Source organism: Nocardia sp. NPDC003482, from assembly GCF_053588115.1.
The window spans coordinates 286,797-302,342 of sequence record NZ_JBSFPI010000007.1; the positions used below are offsets into that span (position 1 = coordinate 286,797).

Annotated in this window: 15 protein-coding genes; 2 read left to right on the forward strand and 13 right to left on the reverse strand. The window is 70.8% G+C overall.

Going from position 1 to position 15,546, the window contains the following annotated elements; translation table 11 throughout:
• Window positions 1–78 precede the first annotated feature (78 nt).
• Window positions 79–1,377, forward strand: a complete 1,299-nt coding sequence (locus ACWDSJ_RS13710) for a DUF5933 domain-containing protein (protein ID WP_450031973.1) — start codon at window positions 79–81, stop codon at window positions 1,375–1,377.
• Here ACWDSJ_RS13710 and mnhG read toward each other — a convergent pair.
• The 11 genes from mnhG to ACWDSJ_RS13765 all read right to left on the reverse strand — a co-directional run bounded on the left by mnhG (window position 1,326) and on the right by ACWDSJ_RS13765 (window position 13,000).
• On the reverse strand, window positions 1,326–1,661 hold the full coding sequence (gene mnhG / locus ACWDSJ_RS13715) for a monovalent cation/H(+) antiporter subunit G (RefSeq protein ID WP_387369434.1): 336 nt from the start codon (window positions 1,659–1,661) through the stop codon (window positions 1,326–1,328). The genes ACWDSJ_RS13710 and mnhG overlap by 52 nt on opposite strands.
• Window positions 1,658–1,918 carry a monovalent cation/H+ antiporter complex subunit F gene (locus ACWDSJ_RS13720; protein WP_450031925.1) on the reverse strand — a complete coding sequence of 87 codons (261 nt, stop codon included), beginning with the start codon at window positions 1,916–1,918 and terminating at the stop codon, window positions 1,658–1,660. Before ACWDSJ_RS13720 ends, mnhG begins: the two co-directional genes overlap by 4 nt.
• Complete coding sequence (locus ACWDSJ_RS13725; protein WP_450031927.1) at window positions 1,915–2,439, reverse strand: Na+/H+ antiporter subunit E; 525 nt, start codon at window positions 2,437–2,439, stop codon at window positions 1,915–1,917. Before ACWDSJ_RS13725 ends, ACWDSJ_RS13720 begins: the two co-directional genes overlap by 4 nt.
• On the reverse strand, window positions 2,436–4,037 hold the full coding sequence (locus ACWDSJ_RS13730; RefSeq protein WP_450031929.1) for a Na+/H+ antiporter subunit D: 1,602 nt from the start codon (window positions 4,035–4,037) through the stop codon (window positions 2,436–2,438). Before ACWDSJ_RS13730 ends, ACWDSJ_RS13725 begins: the two co-directional genes overlap by 4 nt.
• Window positions 4,034–4,417: a Na(+)/H(+) antiporter subunit C gene (locus tag ACWDSJ_RS13735; RefSeq protein ID WP_387369442.1), complete on the reverse strand. Its 384-nt coding sequence runs from the start codon at window positions 4,415–4,417 to the stop codon at window positions 4,034–4,036. The genes ACWDSJ_RS13730 and ACWDSJ_RS13735 overlap by 4 nt, the downstream gene beginning before the upstream one ends.
• Window positions 4,414–7,257: a Na+/H+ antiporter subunit A gene (locus ACWDSJ_RS13740; protein ID WP_450031931.1), complete on the reverse strand. Its 2,844-nt coding sequence runs from the start codon at window positions 7,255–7,257 to the stop codon at window positions 4,414–4,416. Before ACWDSJ_RS13740 ends, ACWDSJ_RS13735 begins: the two co-directional genes overlap by 4 nt.
• Window positions 7,258–7,377: 120 nt before the next feature.
• Window positions 7,378–8,706 carry a hypothetical protein gene (locus ACWDSJ_RS13745; RefSeq protein ID WP_450031933.1) on the reverse strand — a complete coding sequence of 443 codons (1,329 nt, stop codon included), beginning with the start codon at window positions 8,704–8,706 and terminating at the stop codon, window positions 7,378–7,380.
• A gap of 50 nt (window positions 8,707–8,756) precedes the next feature.
• On the reverse strand, window positions 8,757–10,970 hold the full coding sequence (locus tag ACWDSJ_RS13750; RefSeq protein WP_387369448.1) for an AAA family ATPase: 2,214 nt from the start codon (window positions 10,968–10,970) through the stop codon (window positions 8,757–8,759).
• 24 nt (window positions 10,971–10,994) lie between these two features.
• Window positions 10,995–11,864 carry a CDP-alcohol phosphatidyltransferase family protein gene (locus tag ACWDSJ_RS13755; protein ID WP_387369450.1) on the reverse strand — a complete coding sequence of 290 codons (870 nt, stop codon included), beginning with the start codon at window positions 11,862–11,864 and terminating at the stop codon, window positions 10,995–10,997.
• Window positions 11,861–12,574: a phosphatidylserine decarboxylase gene (locus ACWDSJ_RS13760; RefSeq protein WP_387369452.1), complete on the reverse strand. Its 714-nt coding sequence runs from the start codon at window positions 12,572–12,574 to the stop codon at window positions 11,861–11,863. Before ACWDSJ_RS13760 ends, ACWDSJ_RS13755 begins: the two co-directional genes overlap by 4 nt.
• 153 nt (window positions 12,575–12,727) lie before the next feature.
• A complete protein-coding gene (locus ACWDSJ_RS13765) occupies window positions 12,728–13,000 on the reverse strand; it encodes a GlsB/YeaQ/YmgE family stress response membrane protein (protein WP_450031936.1) in 273 nt (90 codons plus the stop codon).
• 227 nt (window positions 13,001–13,227) lie between these two features.
• Between ACWDSJ_RS13765 and ACWDSJ_RS13770 the strand changes: the two genes are divergently transcribed.
• Window positions 13,228–14,256 carry a beta-ketoacyl-ACP synthase III gene (locus ACWDSJ_RS13770; protein ID WP_450031937.1) on the forward strand — a complete coding sequence of 343 codons (1,029 nt, stop codon included), beginning with the start codon at window positions 13,228–13,230 and terminating at the stop codon, window positions 14,254–14,256.
• Between the two features lie 3 nt (window positions 14,257–14,259).
• Here the strand turns inward: ACWDSJ_RS13770 and ACWDSJ_RS13775 are convergent, their stop codons facing one another.
• Together ACWDSJ_RS13775 and ACWDSJ_RS13780 are read right to left on the reverse strand one after the other, a co-directional pair.
• On the reverse strand, window positions 14,260–14,955 hold the full coding sequence (locus ACWDSJ_RS13775) for an SIMPL domain-containing protein (RefSeq protein WP_450031939.1): 696 nt from the start codon (window positions 14,953–14,955) through the stop codon (window positions 14,260–14,262).
• A complete protein-coding gene (locus ACWDSJ_RS13780) occupies window positions 14,952–15,401 on the reverse strand; it encodes an SRPBCC family protein (protein ID WP_387369460.1) in 450 nt (149 codons plus the stop codon). The genes ACWDSJ_RS13775 and ACWDSJ_RS13780 overlap by 4 nt, the downstream gene beginning before the upstream one ends.
• Window positions 15,402–15,546 lie beyond the last annotated feature (145 nt).

Consider the following 15,546-nt stretch of genomic DNA (forward strand, 5'->3'; position numbering starts at 1 on the left):
TTTACTATGGTCGTCGTGCTGCTCGACGATCCGCGCTCCGGTTACGACGATGAGGACCGCCTGCGGTCGCGGACATCGATGCGCCGGGCCGCGGTGTGGGCGGGCGTCGCGGCCGTGCCGGTGTTGTTGGTGGCCTTACAGATCGTGGCCTGGCGCAATGGTTTCGAGGGTCCGCTGCGCAGCCTGTGGAACGACTACGCGGGCACGCCGAAGTCGGTGTCGGTGCCGTGGGCCGGGCTGGCGCTGGCATTGGTGGGAGTGTCGTGGCGGCGGCGGTTCGTCACGCTGGGGGTCGCGATCGGCATCGATGCGATCGTCTCCGTCGTCCGGGTACTGGGCGGCGGCGCGCCCGCGCTGGGCAACGGCGCGGTCCTCGCGCTGACCGGGCTGGCGCTGGTGGCCTGGCTGGGCTGGGAGGGCCGGGTCCGGCGCGACGCCCTGCACGCGGCCGCGCTCGGCGCGCTGCTGATCCTCGCGACCAAGGTCGGCGACGTGTGGTTGCACGTCACCGTCATGGCGGGGCCGAGCGTGCTCGACCGGTACGTGCTGCTCGCCGATCACGCGCTCGGCGAACCGTCCTGGCTGCTGGGGCGGGCGCTGGCGGCGCTCGGTCCGGTCCCGAGCGGGATCCTGCACTGGGTGTACATCGAATTGCCGGTCGCCGCAATGGTTGTCGCGGTCTGGCAGCTGCGCCGGGTGGTGTCGTCGGGGGTGTGGCCGAGGCACTATCTGGTGCGGACGTTCCTGCTGCTCGGCGTGGTCGGTCCCGTGGTGTACGTGCTGTTCCCGGTGGTGGGACCGATGTTCGCCTTCGGGCCGGACGGGCACGGATTGCAGATCGGGAACTACTGGCCGCACACGATTCCGCCGCTGGATCACGTTCCGGCCGCGCTGCCGTTCGACGGGGGGACGCCGCGCAACTGCATGCCCTCCATGCACACCGCCTGGGCCACAGCGGTTTTCCTGCATTCGCGCCGGGCGGCGGACGGGTCGCCCGCGCCGCGCTGGCTGCGCTGGGGCGGCGCCTTCTGGGTGCTCGCGACCGTCACGGCCACACTGGGTTTCGGCTATCACTACGGCGCGGATCTGCTCGCGGGCGCGGTGCTGTGCCTGACCGTCGAGTCGGCGCTGCGCGACCCCGAACGTGGTTGGGACACATCGCGAATCGGCCTGGTCGCGGGCGGCGCGACGCTGCTCGCGGGACTGCTGCTGTCCTACCGCTTCCTGGCGGTGTGGTTCTCGGCCCATCCGTTCCCGGCGGGGGTGCTGCTGCTCGGGCTGTGCGGCGCCTACGCGTACGCGTTCGCCACCACCTGGTTCCCGAATCAGTCCACGTCGTCGCCCAATTCGTTGATCACCAGCAGTCCGTCGCGGTGACGCTGTTCGCGGTAGGCGGTGCGGCCGATCAGATGCGCGATGGCCGGTGCGGTGAGCAGGGTGAACAGGCCCACCAGCGGCAGCAGCCAGATGTTCGGATGGCCCCGCAGCGGGATCGCGGCCCCGCTGAGCACCAGAACCAGGCCGACCACTTGGGGTTTGGTGGCGGCGTGCATCCGGGTGAGGGTGTCGGGGAAGCGCACCATCGCGATCGCGGCGGTCAGATTGAGCCCCGCGCCGAAGAGGATGCTCACGTAGGAGATCCAGTTCAATACGGTGTTCATCGGTCGTCCCGAACGCGGAAGCGGGTGACGGCGGCCGATCCCAGGAAGCTGACCAGGGCCAGCACCACGATGGCGGGCAGGACCATGGTGTCGTCGCTGTAGGCGGCCCACACGGCCAGCCCGGCGGCGGCGATGGCGACCAGCGAATCGATGCCGACCACCCGGTCCAAGGTGTCGGGCCCGGCCAGGATTCGATAGCTCGTCAACAGGGCCGCGCCGCCCAGCAGGGCCGCGGCGACGATCGCGACGACGGTCATCTGTCCTCCTCGTGCCATTCGGCGGGACGCTCGAACGAACGGATCAGCAGCCCCTCGAGGCGCCGGGTGGTGCGATAGAACTTGTCCACCGCCGCCTCGCTGCCGACGTCGAGCACGTGCACCCACGCGGTGTGGGTCTGCCGATCCAGCTCCAGCACCATCGTGCCGGGAATCAAATTGAGCACGTTGGCGCACAACACGAGCACCAGATCGGAGCGGATCGCCAGGCGCACCCGCAGCACGCCCGACACGGGCGCGCCCGCCGGACGCACCGCGAACCAGGCGATCTGTAGGCTCGACTCGATCGCGTAATAGCCTGTGACCGCGATCAATTCGAGCAGCGACAGCGGATGCAGCCGCCCGTGGATGGGCACCCGGGGCAGCGGCAGGGCGACCATGATCAGCGCGCCGATCAGCAGTCCGGCGAGCACGTTGCCGACCGACAGATCGCCCCACAGCGCGGTGTAGACGACCGTCAGCCACAGCAGTACCCCGACGCGGACGAGCCGTTCGCGGTTCATCGGGTCGCACCCGTTCGCGAATCCGGCGGTCCCAGCACGGTTTCCAGATACGCCGACCGGTCGCGCAGTTCGGTGGCCGCGCGCCCGGCGATGCCGAGGATGGGCCCGGCGAACACGGTCATCGCCAGGCCCACCGCGAGCAGGGCGACGGTCGGGGCGAGCATGAGCCGCGGCATCCGGCCGACGTCGGCCCGCTCGTCGAACAGGACGTCGGTGGACTCGTCGATCAGCGCCGAGGGCGCGGCGTCGGACAGATCGCCCTGCGGCGCCTGCACGCGCGGGCGCCAGAACGCCTTGCTCCACACCCGCGCCATCGCGTACAGCGTGAGCAGGCTGGTCAGCACCGCGCCCGCGACCAGCACCCAGGCCGTCACGCTGCCGTCGGCCACCCCGGCCTGCAACAGCGTCACCTTGCCGATGAACCCCGAAAGCGGCGGTATGCCACCGAGATTCAGCGCCGGGATGCCGAACAGCACCGCCAGCGCCGGACTCGCGGCCAGCAGCCCGCCCAGCCGACTCAGCGACGCCGACCCGGCCTGTCGTTCGATCAGGCCCACCACCAGGAACAACGTGGTCTGCACCAGGATGTGGTGGGCCACGTAGTAGACGGTCCCAGTGAGCCCGGCGGTGGAGTTCAGACCCACCCCGAACATCAGATACCCGATATGACTGACGAGGGTGAACGACAGCAGCCGCTTGATATCGCTCTGCGCGATCGCGCCGAGGATGCCGATCAGCATGGTCAGCAGCCCGCAGATGAGCAGAACGCGGTCGAAGCGCCCGGACGGGAACAGCAGCGTGTGCATCCGGATGATCGCGTACACACCGACTTTCGTCAGCAACCCGGCGAACACCGCCGTCACGGGCGCGGGCGCGGTCGGATACGAGTCGGGCAGCCAGTTCGACAGCGGGAACACCGCCGCCTTGATGCCGAACGCCACCAGCAGCATCGCGTAGATCCCGCCGCGAGTTCCGGTGGGCACCGTGCCCATGCGCTCCGCCATCTGCGCGAGGTTCAGGGTGCCGGTCGCCGCGTAGGCCAGCGCGATGCCGATGAGGAAGATCATCGACGACACCATGGAGACCATCACGTAGGACACCCCGGCCCGCACCCGTTCGGCGCTCGCGCCGAGGGTCAGCAGCACGAACGACGCGGTCAGCAGCACCTCGAAGCCGACGAACAGATTGAACAGGTCGCCCGCCAGGAAGGCGATCGAAACCCCCGCGGAGAGCACCAGATACGTGGGCTGGAAGATCGAGGTGGGCTGGCGTTCGCTGCCGTCGCTGATGCCCTGCCCGACGGCGAAGACGAGCACGGCCAGCAGCACGATCGCCGACACCAGCAGCATCGCGGCCGAGAGCCGGTCCACCACGAGCGTGATGCCGATCGGGGTGCCCCACCCGCCGACCTGCACCGCGGCCATGGCGTGCCGGTCGGCCTGATGCAGCAGCAGACCCGCCACGACCACCACCGCGGTCAGCGCCGCGATCGAAATGCCCTGCTGGACACGGGGTCTGCGGCCCGCGATCAGGGTCGCGGCCGCGGTGAGCAGCGGGATCAGCACCGGCAGCGGGGTGAGGGCGGGGAAGAGGGTCATTGTTCGGGGTCCTCGCCCTCGCGGCGGGTGGCGACCTTCACGTCCTCGGGATCGTTCTCGACCTGTTCGGTCAGGGTCAGGATGTAGGCGCGGTAGGCGAGCGCGAGGATGAACGCGGCCATGCCCATGGTGATCACGATGGAGGTGAGCACCATGGCCTGGGCGAGCGGATCGGCGGTGTCGTGGTGCACCCGATCGGATTCGCCGAGGATCGGCGCGCGCCCGTCCGGTCCGGCGACGGTGAGGATGAGCAGATTCACCGCGTTGCTGAACAGCAGCAGGCCCAGCAGCATCTTCGACACGGTCCGCTCCAGCACGAGGTACACCCCGCAGGCCACCAGGACGGCGATGAGGATCAGCAGCGTCAGGTTCGCGGTCATCGTGTCTCCCTTGCCTTCTCGCCGCGCGGCGGCAGGCTCTCCGCGTCGTCGAGCCGCGCGCCGAGGCTGCGCAGCACGTCGAGGACCAGGCCGACCACGATGAGATACACGCCCAGGTCGAACAGCAGGGCGGTGACGAATTTGACGTGCCCGAGCACCGGCAGCGTGACCTCGATGACGGCCGAGGACAGCGGCGGCGCGCCGAGCAGCAGCGAGCCGGTGGCCGTGCCCGCGGACAGCGTGAGCCCCGCGCCGAGCACATGGCCCGCGTCCACCGGCAGCGCCTCGGCCAGTTCGTAGCGCCCGCCCGCGAGGTAGCGCAGCACCAGGGCCAATCCGGCGGTGAGCCCGCCCGCGAAGCCGCCGCCGGGCGCGTTGTGCCCGGCGAAGAAGAGGTAGACCGACAGCATCATGATGGTCGGGAACAGCAGGCGGGTGGTCATGGCCAGCACCATGGACCGTTCGCGCGGCGGGAGCAGCGGCGCGGCGGGCAGCCAGTAGGACCGATCCGGATCGGGCGTGTAGCCGGGCGCGTCGGCCACCCGGGGCAGGGTGCCGAAGCGGCGGCTGCGGAACACCAGCGAGGCCACCCCGGTCGCGGCGACGACGAGGACCGAGATCTCGCCGAGGGTGTCCCAGGCGCGGATGTCGACCAGCAGGACGTTCACCGCGTTCTTGCCGCCGCCGAACTCGTAGGCGGCCTGCGGGATTCGCCGCCAGATCGGGTCGCTGTTCCGCGCGGCGGCGGCGAACGCGGCCAGCACCGCGACCGTCGCGCCCACGGCGGTGGCCAGCAGCGCGCGGCGCACCTTGAACGCCGCGCGCCGCCCGGGTTCGATCTCGGCGGGGAACTTGCGCAGCACGAGCACGAAGATCACCAGCGTGAGCGTCTCCACCAGGAACTGGGTGAGCGCCAGATCGGGCGCGCCGTGCAGGGCGAAGATCACGCCGCAGCCGTAGCCGGTCACCCCGACCAGCAGCACCCCGGCCAGCCGGTTGCGCATCACGGTCGCGCCGAACGCCATCGCGATCATGATCACCCCGATCAGCGCCTGCAACGGCGAATCCCACAGGCGCAGGCGGGCATTGGTGCGCGCACCGGTCAGCAGCATGGCCAGCGGCAGCACGATCGTGGTGATCAGGATGAGCGCCTGGTTGAGCGGCAGCGACCCGCGCTGGATGGCGCCGGTCATGCGCAGCGACAGCTGGTCCATCGCGCGCAGGGTCGCGTCGTAGACCCGGTCGGCGTTGCCCAGCCGGGGATGGGCGGATTCGCCGATCCGGTCGCGGATCTCGAACAGCGCCACACCCGCGGCGATCACCAGCAGGGTCAGCGTCAATGGCGTGCCCCAGCCGTGCCACAGCGCCAGATGCGAGAGATGCTGTCCCGCAACGGTTTCCGCGTAGGGCCGGAGCAGTCCGTCCACCAGCGGCGCGCCGAATCCCGCGACCAGGCCGGCCAGCGCGAGCAGCGCGGGCGGGGCGACGAACAGCGGATCGGGGCGATGCCAGGGCGTATCGGGTTCGGGCGCGCCGACCCGCACGGCGTTCGAACCGAATGCGCCCCAGACGAATCGGATGCTGTACCCGACGGTCAGCATGGAGCCGAGCACCACGCCCGCGGTGACGGCCGCCTTGACCGGGGCCGTGAGATTGTCCGCGTCCAGCACCGCGCCGAGCGCGGTCTCCTTGCCGACGAAGCCGAGCAGCGGCGGAATCCCGGCCATGCTCGCCGCGGCCAGGGTCGCGATCGCGCAGAGCACGGGCGCGCGGCGGCCGACGCCGGAGAGCCTGCGCAGATCCCGGGTGCCCGCGCTGTGATCGATGACCCCGACCACCATGAACAGGCACGCCTTGAACATGGCGTGCGCGACCAGCAGCGTCTCCCCGGCCAGGGTGGCGTCGGGGGTGCCGAGGCCGAGCAGGGTCACCAGGAAGCCGAGCTGGCTCACCGTGCCGAAGGCCAGCACCAGTTTCAGGTCGTAGACCTGCAAGGCGCGCAGCCCGGCCAGCAGCATCGACAACAGCCCGAGGGTGAGCACGATCGGATGCCAGGGCGCGGCCACCGCGAAGGCCGGGGACAGCCGGGCCACCAGGTACACACCGGCTTTCACCATCGCCGCCGCGTGCAGGTAGGCGCTCACCGGTGTCGGGGCGGCCATCGCGCCGGGCAGCCAGAAGTGCAGCGGCACGATCGCCGATTTGCTCAACGCGCCCACCAGGATCAGCACGATCGCCACCCCGGTCCACCAGCTGTGCGGATCGGCCCGCCGCATCGCCTCCGACAGCAGATAGCTGCCGCCGCTCTGCCCGAGCATGATCAACCCGACCAGCATGGTCAGCCCGCCCGCGCCGGTCACCAGCAGCGCCTGCAATGCCGCGCGACGGCCCTCGATCCGGTCGGCGTGGTGGCCGACCAGCAGGAACGACAGGACGGTCGTGATCTCCCAGAAGGTGTACAGCAACAGCATGTTGTCGCTGACGACCAGACCGAACATGGCCCCGGCGAAGCCGACGAGATATCCGGCGAAGATGCCGAGCCGCTGCCGGTCGTCGTCGTCGAAGTAGCGCGCGCAGTAGACGAGGATCAGCGCGCCGATGCCGAGCACCAGCGCGGCCATGATCGAGGCGAGCGAATCGAAGCGCAGATCCACGTTCATGTGGATGCCGGGCGCCCAGGCGATGCGCAGTTGCCGCCCGCTGTCCCATTCGGCGATCACCCAGCACAGTCCGGCCAGGGGCACGAGCGCGAGTCCGAGGAAGGCCCGCCTGCCCATCGTCCGCACGCACGCCGGCGCGATGAGGGCGGCGATGGCGTGGGCGAACAGGATTGCGAGCAAACGTCACTCCGTCGGGTCGGCGGGGTGTTGCGGTGTCGATCCTACTTGCGGCGCGCCCGATTCCCTGTTCGGCGGCGCTATGGCGTCCGTCATGCCGGGGTCGCCGCTACGTCGGCGCAATCATCGGTCGGCGAGGGCCTGGCCCGTCGCGGGAATCGTCGGGGACCGCCAGCGGCGCAACGCCAGCAGCCCGAGCAGGCAGCCGACGGTGATCGCCAGGGCGGTCCAGTACGGCGTCGAGGTGTCCGGCGCCGGGATCGGCCCGTAGGACCAGCGGCCGTCCTGCACGGTCACGGTCCGGTAGTCGCTGTGCTCGGCGCGGTCGCGCAGCGAGGCGACCACCGACGGCATGAACACGATGGCCAGGCCCAGCACCCGGCTCGGGTTGTAGCGCGGCGCGGCACTGCTGAAGCTGAAGCCGGTCAGCGCGGCCAGCGCGGTCGCGAACGCCGCGGTGTGCAGGGGCGTGTGGATGTAGGCCGTGGTCTCGGCCCCGGCCAGCGCGACCGCGCACAGCGCGATCAGCCCGATCACCGGCGCGGGGTGCCGGAACCCCAGCAGGATGCCCGCCCCGATCGCGGCGATCAGCGGTATCGCCGACCAGCTCGGGATGTGGGTCGGAATCAGGGCCGCGCCGACCGCGGCCAGCGCGATGGCCGACAGCGCGAGCGTCCCGTCCCGGCGCGGCAGCAGCGCGGTGGCGACGAGCCCGGCCGCGATCGTCGCCGCGACGGCCAGCCCGATCTGGAGCAGCCCCGCCTCGTGCCGCCCGAGCCACTCGTTGCCGAACAGGGTGACCCCGACGAACAGCGTCCCGGCCAGGATCGGGGCCATCGGCAGTTCGAAGGTCCGGCGTTCGATGCCGGTGCGGTGCCGGTTGACGAAAGTGCCGACGGCGATGGCGAACAGCGTCACCACGATCAGCCACATCGGCGGGGTGTCCGAGGCCGGGGAGTACACCGGCAGCCCGGAGTCGGTCGCGCGGGTCTCGCCGTGCGGTCCGGGCAGGGCCGCGCCGAGCACGATGCTGCACAGCGCGCCCAGGGTCCAGCCGAACACCTGCGGCCGGGTGTGCAGGATCGCGGCCGCGGTGCCGCCGATCAGGATTCCGGCCCCGATGGCGTCGATGAAGTTGAGCGTCGACAGCGAGGTCGACGGTCCGACGTGGCGGCCCATCACATGGTTGACGAAGGTGATGGCGATGCCGAACAGGGCCGAACCCCACGCCGCCAGACCGTGATTCACCGTCGTCGCGAAGACCGCCACGATCAGGGCGATGATCACGCCCGCCGCGATCGACCGCGGCAGGTTGTAGGACATCATGTTCAGTTGCAGCGCAGACGATTCCGAGGTCCAGGCGAAGTTGATCGGCAACGTCAGCGACATCCCCGCAACCAGCGTCGACAGGAATGCCGTGCCCGTTTCGGCCACTTCGCGGAGGTTCCGCACCCGGCCAAAGGTACCCGGGAAAGTGATCACGCTCGCGCTCGACGTGCCGTTTACCGGATATTTGCCCGATTCTCGGCGAACCGCCGCAGCGACTCGACCTGCCCGGCTTCCAGCGACGGCCGGACGGCCGCGCGGGCCGCGGCCACGTCGGCGACGGTGATGTCGGCGGCCTCGACGTCGCGGCGCATCGCCGCCAGCGCGGCCTCGCGCAGCAGCGCCGCGCAGTCCGCTGCCGAATAGCCGTCGAGCCCGTCGGCCAGCTCCGCGAGGTTCACATCGGCCGCCAGCGGCACCGAGCGGGCCGCGGTGCGCAGGATCTCCGCGCGGGCGGGTCCGTCCGGCGGCGGCACGAACACCAGCCGATCCAGCCGGCCGGGCCGGGTGAGGGCGGGGTCGATGAGGTCGGGGCGGTTGGTCGCGCCGACCACGACCACGTCGCGCAGCGGTTCCACGCCGTCGAGTTCGGTGAGCAGCGCGGCCACCACCCGATCGCCCACGCCGGAGTCGGTGCTCTGCCCGCGGCGCGGGGCCAGGGCGTCGATCTCGTCGAGGAAGATGAGCGAGGGCGCGGAATCGCGTGCGCGCTGGAACAATTCGCGCACCGCGCGCTCGGAGGAGCCGACCCACTTGTCCAGCAGTTCGGCGCCCTTGACCGCGTGCACGCTCAACTGCCCGCTCCCGGCGAGGGCGCGCACGAGGAAGGTCTTCCCGCAGCCGGGCGGTCCGTAGAGCAGCACGCCGCGCGGCGGATCGATGCCGAGGCGGGCGAAGGAGTCGGGATGGCGCAGCGGCCACAGCACCGCCTCGGTGAGGGCCTGTTTGGTCTCGACCATATCGCCGACGTCGTCGAGGCTGAGGCTGCCGATCGCCAATTCCTCTGTGCCCGAACGCGACAGCGGCCGGATGACGCCGAGCGCGCCGATCAGATCGGCCTGCGTGAGCACCGGGTCGGTGTGTTCGCGGCTGGCGCGCGAGGCCGCTCGCAGCGCCGCCTCCCGGCACAGCGCCGCCAGGTCCGACACCACGAAACCCGGTGTGCGCGAGGCGATCTCGTCGAGCGCGAGCCGCTCGGTCGGCACCTTGCGCAGCAGCTGTTCGAGCAGATCCTTGCGCACGGCCGCGGTGGGCAGGGTGAGCGCGACCTCGCGGTCGCACAGATCCGGGGCGCGCACGCGGCTGTCCACGGCGGTGGGATGGGCGGTCGTCGCCAGGAAGGCCACCCCGGGCGTGGCGACCGCCGCGCGCAGCTGATCGAGGATCAGCGCCGCCACCGGTTCCGGCTCTGCGGGCAGCAGCGCGTCGATATCGGTGATCAGCAGCACTCCGCCCGCGCCGGAACAGATCTCGCCGACCGCGAGGCTCACCTCGCGCAGCCGGGTGCCGCTCTCGGTGGCGCCCACGGTCGGGCCGTCGAGTTCGACGATGCGCCGCGGGGTGGCCACCGCGCGCGCCAGCGTGGCCTTGCCCGCCCCGGCGGGCCCGGTGATCAGCACGCCGAGATGCGGTGGGGCGCCGAGGGTTCGGAGCAGTTCGGGTTCGTCGAGCGCGAGGCTCAGCCACTCCGACAGCTTCGCGGCGGGGGCGCGCACCCCGGCGAGTTCGGCGACCGGCACCGCCGACGGCCGCTCCCGCACCCGCATCCGCGTCCCGGGCAGACCCGTCGCGGTCGCGGATCCGGCGCCCGGATCGTGCGAGGAGTCCACGTCGGGCACCCCGGCGCCCCAGATCACCGCGCTGTTGGGTTGCACGCTCACCGGATCGCCCAGCGGATCGGTCGCGGTGACGGTGAGCAGTTCCGAGGTCCACGCGATGCCGAACGCCCGCGACAGCGCCTGCGAGGCCGCGGCGGTGCTGGTGCCGGGGCCGAGGTCGCGGGGCAGCAGCGAGACCGTGTCGCCCACGGTGACCACCTTGCCCAGCAACGCCTGGCGCAGCGTCTGTTCCGGAATCGTCCGCATCGCCTGCCGCGATCCGGTGACCGACAGTTGCCGCGCCCCGTACACCGTCGCGGCGGTGATCACGACCGTCGCGTTCTCCTTGACCCCGGCGTTGGACAGCGTCACGTCGTCGAGCAGGGCCGTCCCGGCCGGGATCTCCGCCGACAGGCCGACCACCGCGGCGGTCCGGCGCGAACCGATCAGCGCGATCCCATCCCATTCGCGTAAACCCAACGCCGCCAACGCTTCCGGATGCAATCGCACCACCCCCCGCCGGGCATCGGCGGCGGACGGATTCAGGCGCGCGGTCAGGGACAGCTGGGACACGTCTGCCATTCTGCCGCGCGGCGGTCAGCGACCCGGTCGGCGCAGCCGCAACCGCGCCGAGTTCACCGACACGCGTAGGGCGGGACGCCGCCGCGCGGCGCGGCGCTGGGCCCGGCGCTCGGCGGGCTTGTGATGCCAGACCTCCGGCCGCGCCGCCACCCAGCGCTGCGAGCGCCACGCGAACGGGATGTGGCCCAGATACAGCGCCACCAGCACCATCAGCAGGATCAGCGGATAGGTCACCAGCGCGGCGGCCGCCAGGGCGACCAGCACCAGCAGCAGCGCCGCGGCCTGCGGGGCCACCGACACCGACTTCATCGCCAGCGTCGGGATCGTGCTCACCGCCAGCAGCGCGGCCAGCACGGTCCAGGCCGCCACCATCGGGAAGCCGGTCCACCATCCGTCGCCGAACTGTTCGAGCAGCGCGACCGGCAGCAGCGCGATCAACGCCGCCGCGGGCGCGGGGACGCCGACGAAGTACTCACGCTGCCAGTCCGGCCGGGTGTCGTCGTCGATCAGCGTGTTGAACCGGGCCAGCCGCAGCACCACGCTCACGGTGAAGATGAGCGCGATGATCCAGCCCGCGCTGTCGGACTTCAGGAAGCCGATGTAGAGCACCAGCGCGGGCGCGACGCCGAAGGAGATGGCGTCGGACAGCGAATCGAGCTCCGCCCCGATCTTGGTGGTGGCGGACAACATTCGGGCCAGCCGCCCGTCCAGGGTGTCGAGCACCGCGGCCGCGCCGACCATCGCCAGGGCCACGTCGAGCTGATTGTCCAGGGTGAACTTGACCGCGGACAGCCCCGCGCACAGCGCGAGGATCGTCACGATGCTGGGCAGCAGGCGGACCGTCCGGCGGCGCCGGCCCGTGCCGGGCACGGTTTCCTCGATCATGACAGTTCGGCCAGCACCGTCTCTCCGCCGATCGTGCGCTGCCCGGGTTCGACGAGCAGCCGCGTCCCGGCGGGAAAGTAGGTGTCGACGCGGGAACCGAAGCGGATCAGGCCGTAGGTGTCGCCGATCGTCAGCTTGTCGCCGACCGCGGCGTCGCAGACGATGCGCCGCGCCAGCAGTCCGGCGATCTGCACGACGGTGACCAGCTGCCCGGCGTCGGTCTCGAGCACCATCGAGTTGCGCTCGTTGGCGTCGCTCGCCTCGGGCAGGTCGGCGGAGCGGAATTGCCCACGGCGATAAGCGATCTCACGCACGGCGCCGGAGACGGGCGTGCGCTGCACGTGCACGTCGAGCACCGACAGGAAGATGCTGACCCGGGGCAGTTCCGCCGGGCCGAGGTTCAGCTCGGCGGGCGGGGCGGCCGTGTCCACGAGCGCGATCCGCCCGTCCGCGGCGGCCACCACGACACCGGGCCGGTTCGGCGGCACGCGGTCCGGGTGCCGGAAGAACGCCGCCGACGCCGCCGCGGCCGTCAATCCGGCGCGACGCACCCAGGCGCGTTTGCGGCCCGCCACGGCGACCGCCAGGGGCGCCGCGACGAACGGCAGACCGGCGGGGTGCAGCGGCGGAATCGCGTCGCGGACCAGGTCGGCGACATGACCGAGCCCGGTGCGGTCGGGCGTGCCGGGCGGGGTGGGACGGCGGGCCACAAGCTCCTCTTTCGTGCGCTGGGGTGTGCTGAAGCGGTTGTCGGACCGCGCTCACACCTTACGGGAAGCGCACGCGGAGAGGGTGGGCCGAGATCGGGGCCGGACGTGACGATGGCCCGTCACCGGGACGGGCCATCGCGATCCGGCACGTGATCAGCCGACTTTTCGGCGACCGGTGACCAGACCCACCAGGAACAGCAGGATCACCGCGCCGCCCAGGCAGGTGAGGAAGCTGAAGATCAGGCCACCGCCCTCGACGTCGACACCGAACAGCTTCAGCAGGAAACCTCCGATCAGGCCGCCGACGACGCCGACGACGATGTTGAGGAAGATGCCCTGCTGCGCATCAGTTCCCATGAACTTGCTGGCGATCCATCCGGCGAGGCCGCCGATGATGATCCAGCCGATAATCCCGAGACCGAGCATTGTGTGTCCTCGAATCACTCGTTGGAACAGTGGTTGGCACCGGCCACGCGAGCGCGTCGAGCAACCGGCTTGCAGACCGGCAATACCCGAAACGATTGTGCTAATACCCGCCCATACGATTAACCTTCCGAGCTAATATGAGGGGGCCTCATGTCTGCGGCTCGCGGAGCCGGTGAGGGCCCGATGAAGGTTCGTTCAGTGCTTGGCAGGTACCTAGGAGAAGCACGATGGTAGGTCGACTCGCCCAGGTCACAGGGGCAGAGCACACCGCAATGCTCGGGCTCGGCGTGTACCGCCCCGCTCGGGTCGTCACCAACGAGGAGGTCGCGGGTCCGATCGATTCCAGCGACGAGTGGATTCGCACCCGCTCGGGCATCCGGACCAGGAGATTCGCCTCGGACTCGGAGACCATCCTGGCGATGGGCGCGGCGGCCGCGCGCGACGCGCTCGACGCCGCGGGCGTGAGCGCCGATCAGATCGGCTGCGTCATCGTCGCGACCTCGACATGGCTGCTGCTCACGCCCGCCGCCGCCCCCCAGATCGCCACCGAACTGGGCATGAAGTCCCCGGCGGCGTTCGACATCTCGGCCGGATGCGCGGGCTTCTGTCACGCGGTCGCCCTGGCCTCGGATCTCGTCAAGGGGGGTACGGCCGGGCACGTGCTGGTGATCGGGGTGGAACGCCTCACCGACACGTTCAACCCGGCGGATCGCGGCACGGCGTTCCTGTTCGCCGACGGCGCGGGCGCGGTCGTGATCGGCCCGTCGGACGAGCCGGGCATCGGGCCCACGGTGTGGGGTTCGGAGGGCGATCAGCACCACGCCATCCGGCAGGACAAGGACTGGATGGAGTTCTTCCGCGAGATCGACGAGCGGGGCACCGACGCGGTCCGGCCGTATCTGGCCATGGAGGGCACCACCGTGTTCCGCTGGGCCGCGCACTCGCTGAAGAAGGTGTGCCTGGACGCCATCGAACGCGCCGGGCTCACCCCCGCCGAGATCGACGCCTTCGTCCCTCATCAGGCCAACGGCCGCATCCTCGACATCATGGCCCGGGAGCTGAAACTCGCCGAATCCTGTGCCCTGGCCAACGACATCGAGGAGACCGGCAACACCTCCGCCGCCTCGGTGCCGCTGGCCATGGAGGCGCTGTTACGCCGGGGCGACACCAAACCCGGCGCGGACGCGCTGCTGGTCGCGTTCGGGGCCGGGCTGTCCTACGCCGCGCAGGTCGTGAAACTGCCCAACTGGCAATGACATTCAGCCCAGCGACCAGGTAACGGTGACCGTGAAGCCCACGGTCTGGGTGCCCGGTTCCAGTGGAACGTCCGAGGCCGGGGCCTGGTTGTAGCGGGGCGCGGGCTTCGGCGTTGCGCCACTGGAGGTTTCGTCGACGGTCTTGACCGCGCCCAGTTTCACTCCGGCCAGCTTCGCGTACTGCTCGGCGCGGGCCTTGGCGTCGTCGAAGGCCCGGGCGCGGGCGTCGGCGAGCAGCTTCGAATTGTCGTCGAGCGCGAAGGACACGCCCTGGACCCGGGTTTCGTTGCCGCCCGCCTGCGCCGCCGCGGCCAGGACCGCCGACGCCTTGGGCAGATCGCGCACCGCCACGTGCAGGGAGTTGGTGGCCTGATAGCCGGAGATCGTGCGGCCGGGGCCGTATTGCGGCTGCACCGTCACATCGGTGGTCTGCACGTCCTCGCGCTTCGCCCCGGCCCCGACCACCGCGTCGGTCACGGCCCGGACGCGGGTGTTCGCGGTATCGATCGCGGTCGAGACGTCGCTCGCGGTCACCGCGACCCCGAGATCGGCGTTCAGGGTGTCGGGCGCGCCGCGCACCTCACCGGTTCCGACGACCGTGACCTCGCGGTCGGTGTCGGAGCCGGAGTTCCCGCACCCGGTCAGCAGGGCGGCCGCACCCGCGAAAACCGTTGCGGCCGCGACGATCCGGTGCGTCACGCTTCCGCCGCGGCCTTGATCTTCGCCAGCGTGGCGTGCATGCCGTCGACCAGATTCTGTTCGAAGGCCGCCTCGCCGCCGAGGAAGGCCTCGACCATCATGCGGACCGGTTTGCGCACGCCGTTGGGCACGTCCCGGCGTTCCACCAGGCGGGTGCCGGTGGGGGTCGCCTCCAGGGTGTAGCTCCAGATGGTGGCGTTCTCGTTCATCCGGAACGCGAACTCGCGGCCCGGCTCGAAACGGACGATGCGCGAGGTGGTCGGGTAGTACTTGCGGCCGTCGCGATTGAGGTTGACCGTCCAGGTGCCCGCGCGCGGCGTGCCCAGCGGGACCATGCGCACGGTGTTGGGGCTGAACTCCGGCATCCGCTTCAGATCCGACAGCACCGCCCAGACCCGGTCCGGGGGCGCGGCGATATCGATACTGGCTTCCAAGGGCTGCGGCACACTGCCTCCGAGAGATGTGACGGTCGGTACCGGGAATCCTAGCCGCCGTCCCCGCGCGGAGCGGGTGTGACGCAGATCTCGATTTCCCGAGGTTCGTCCCGATCATCGCACGATGTGATCCCGGTCGTTACCCTGTAATACGGGG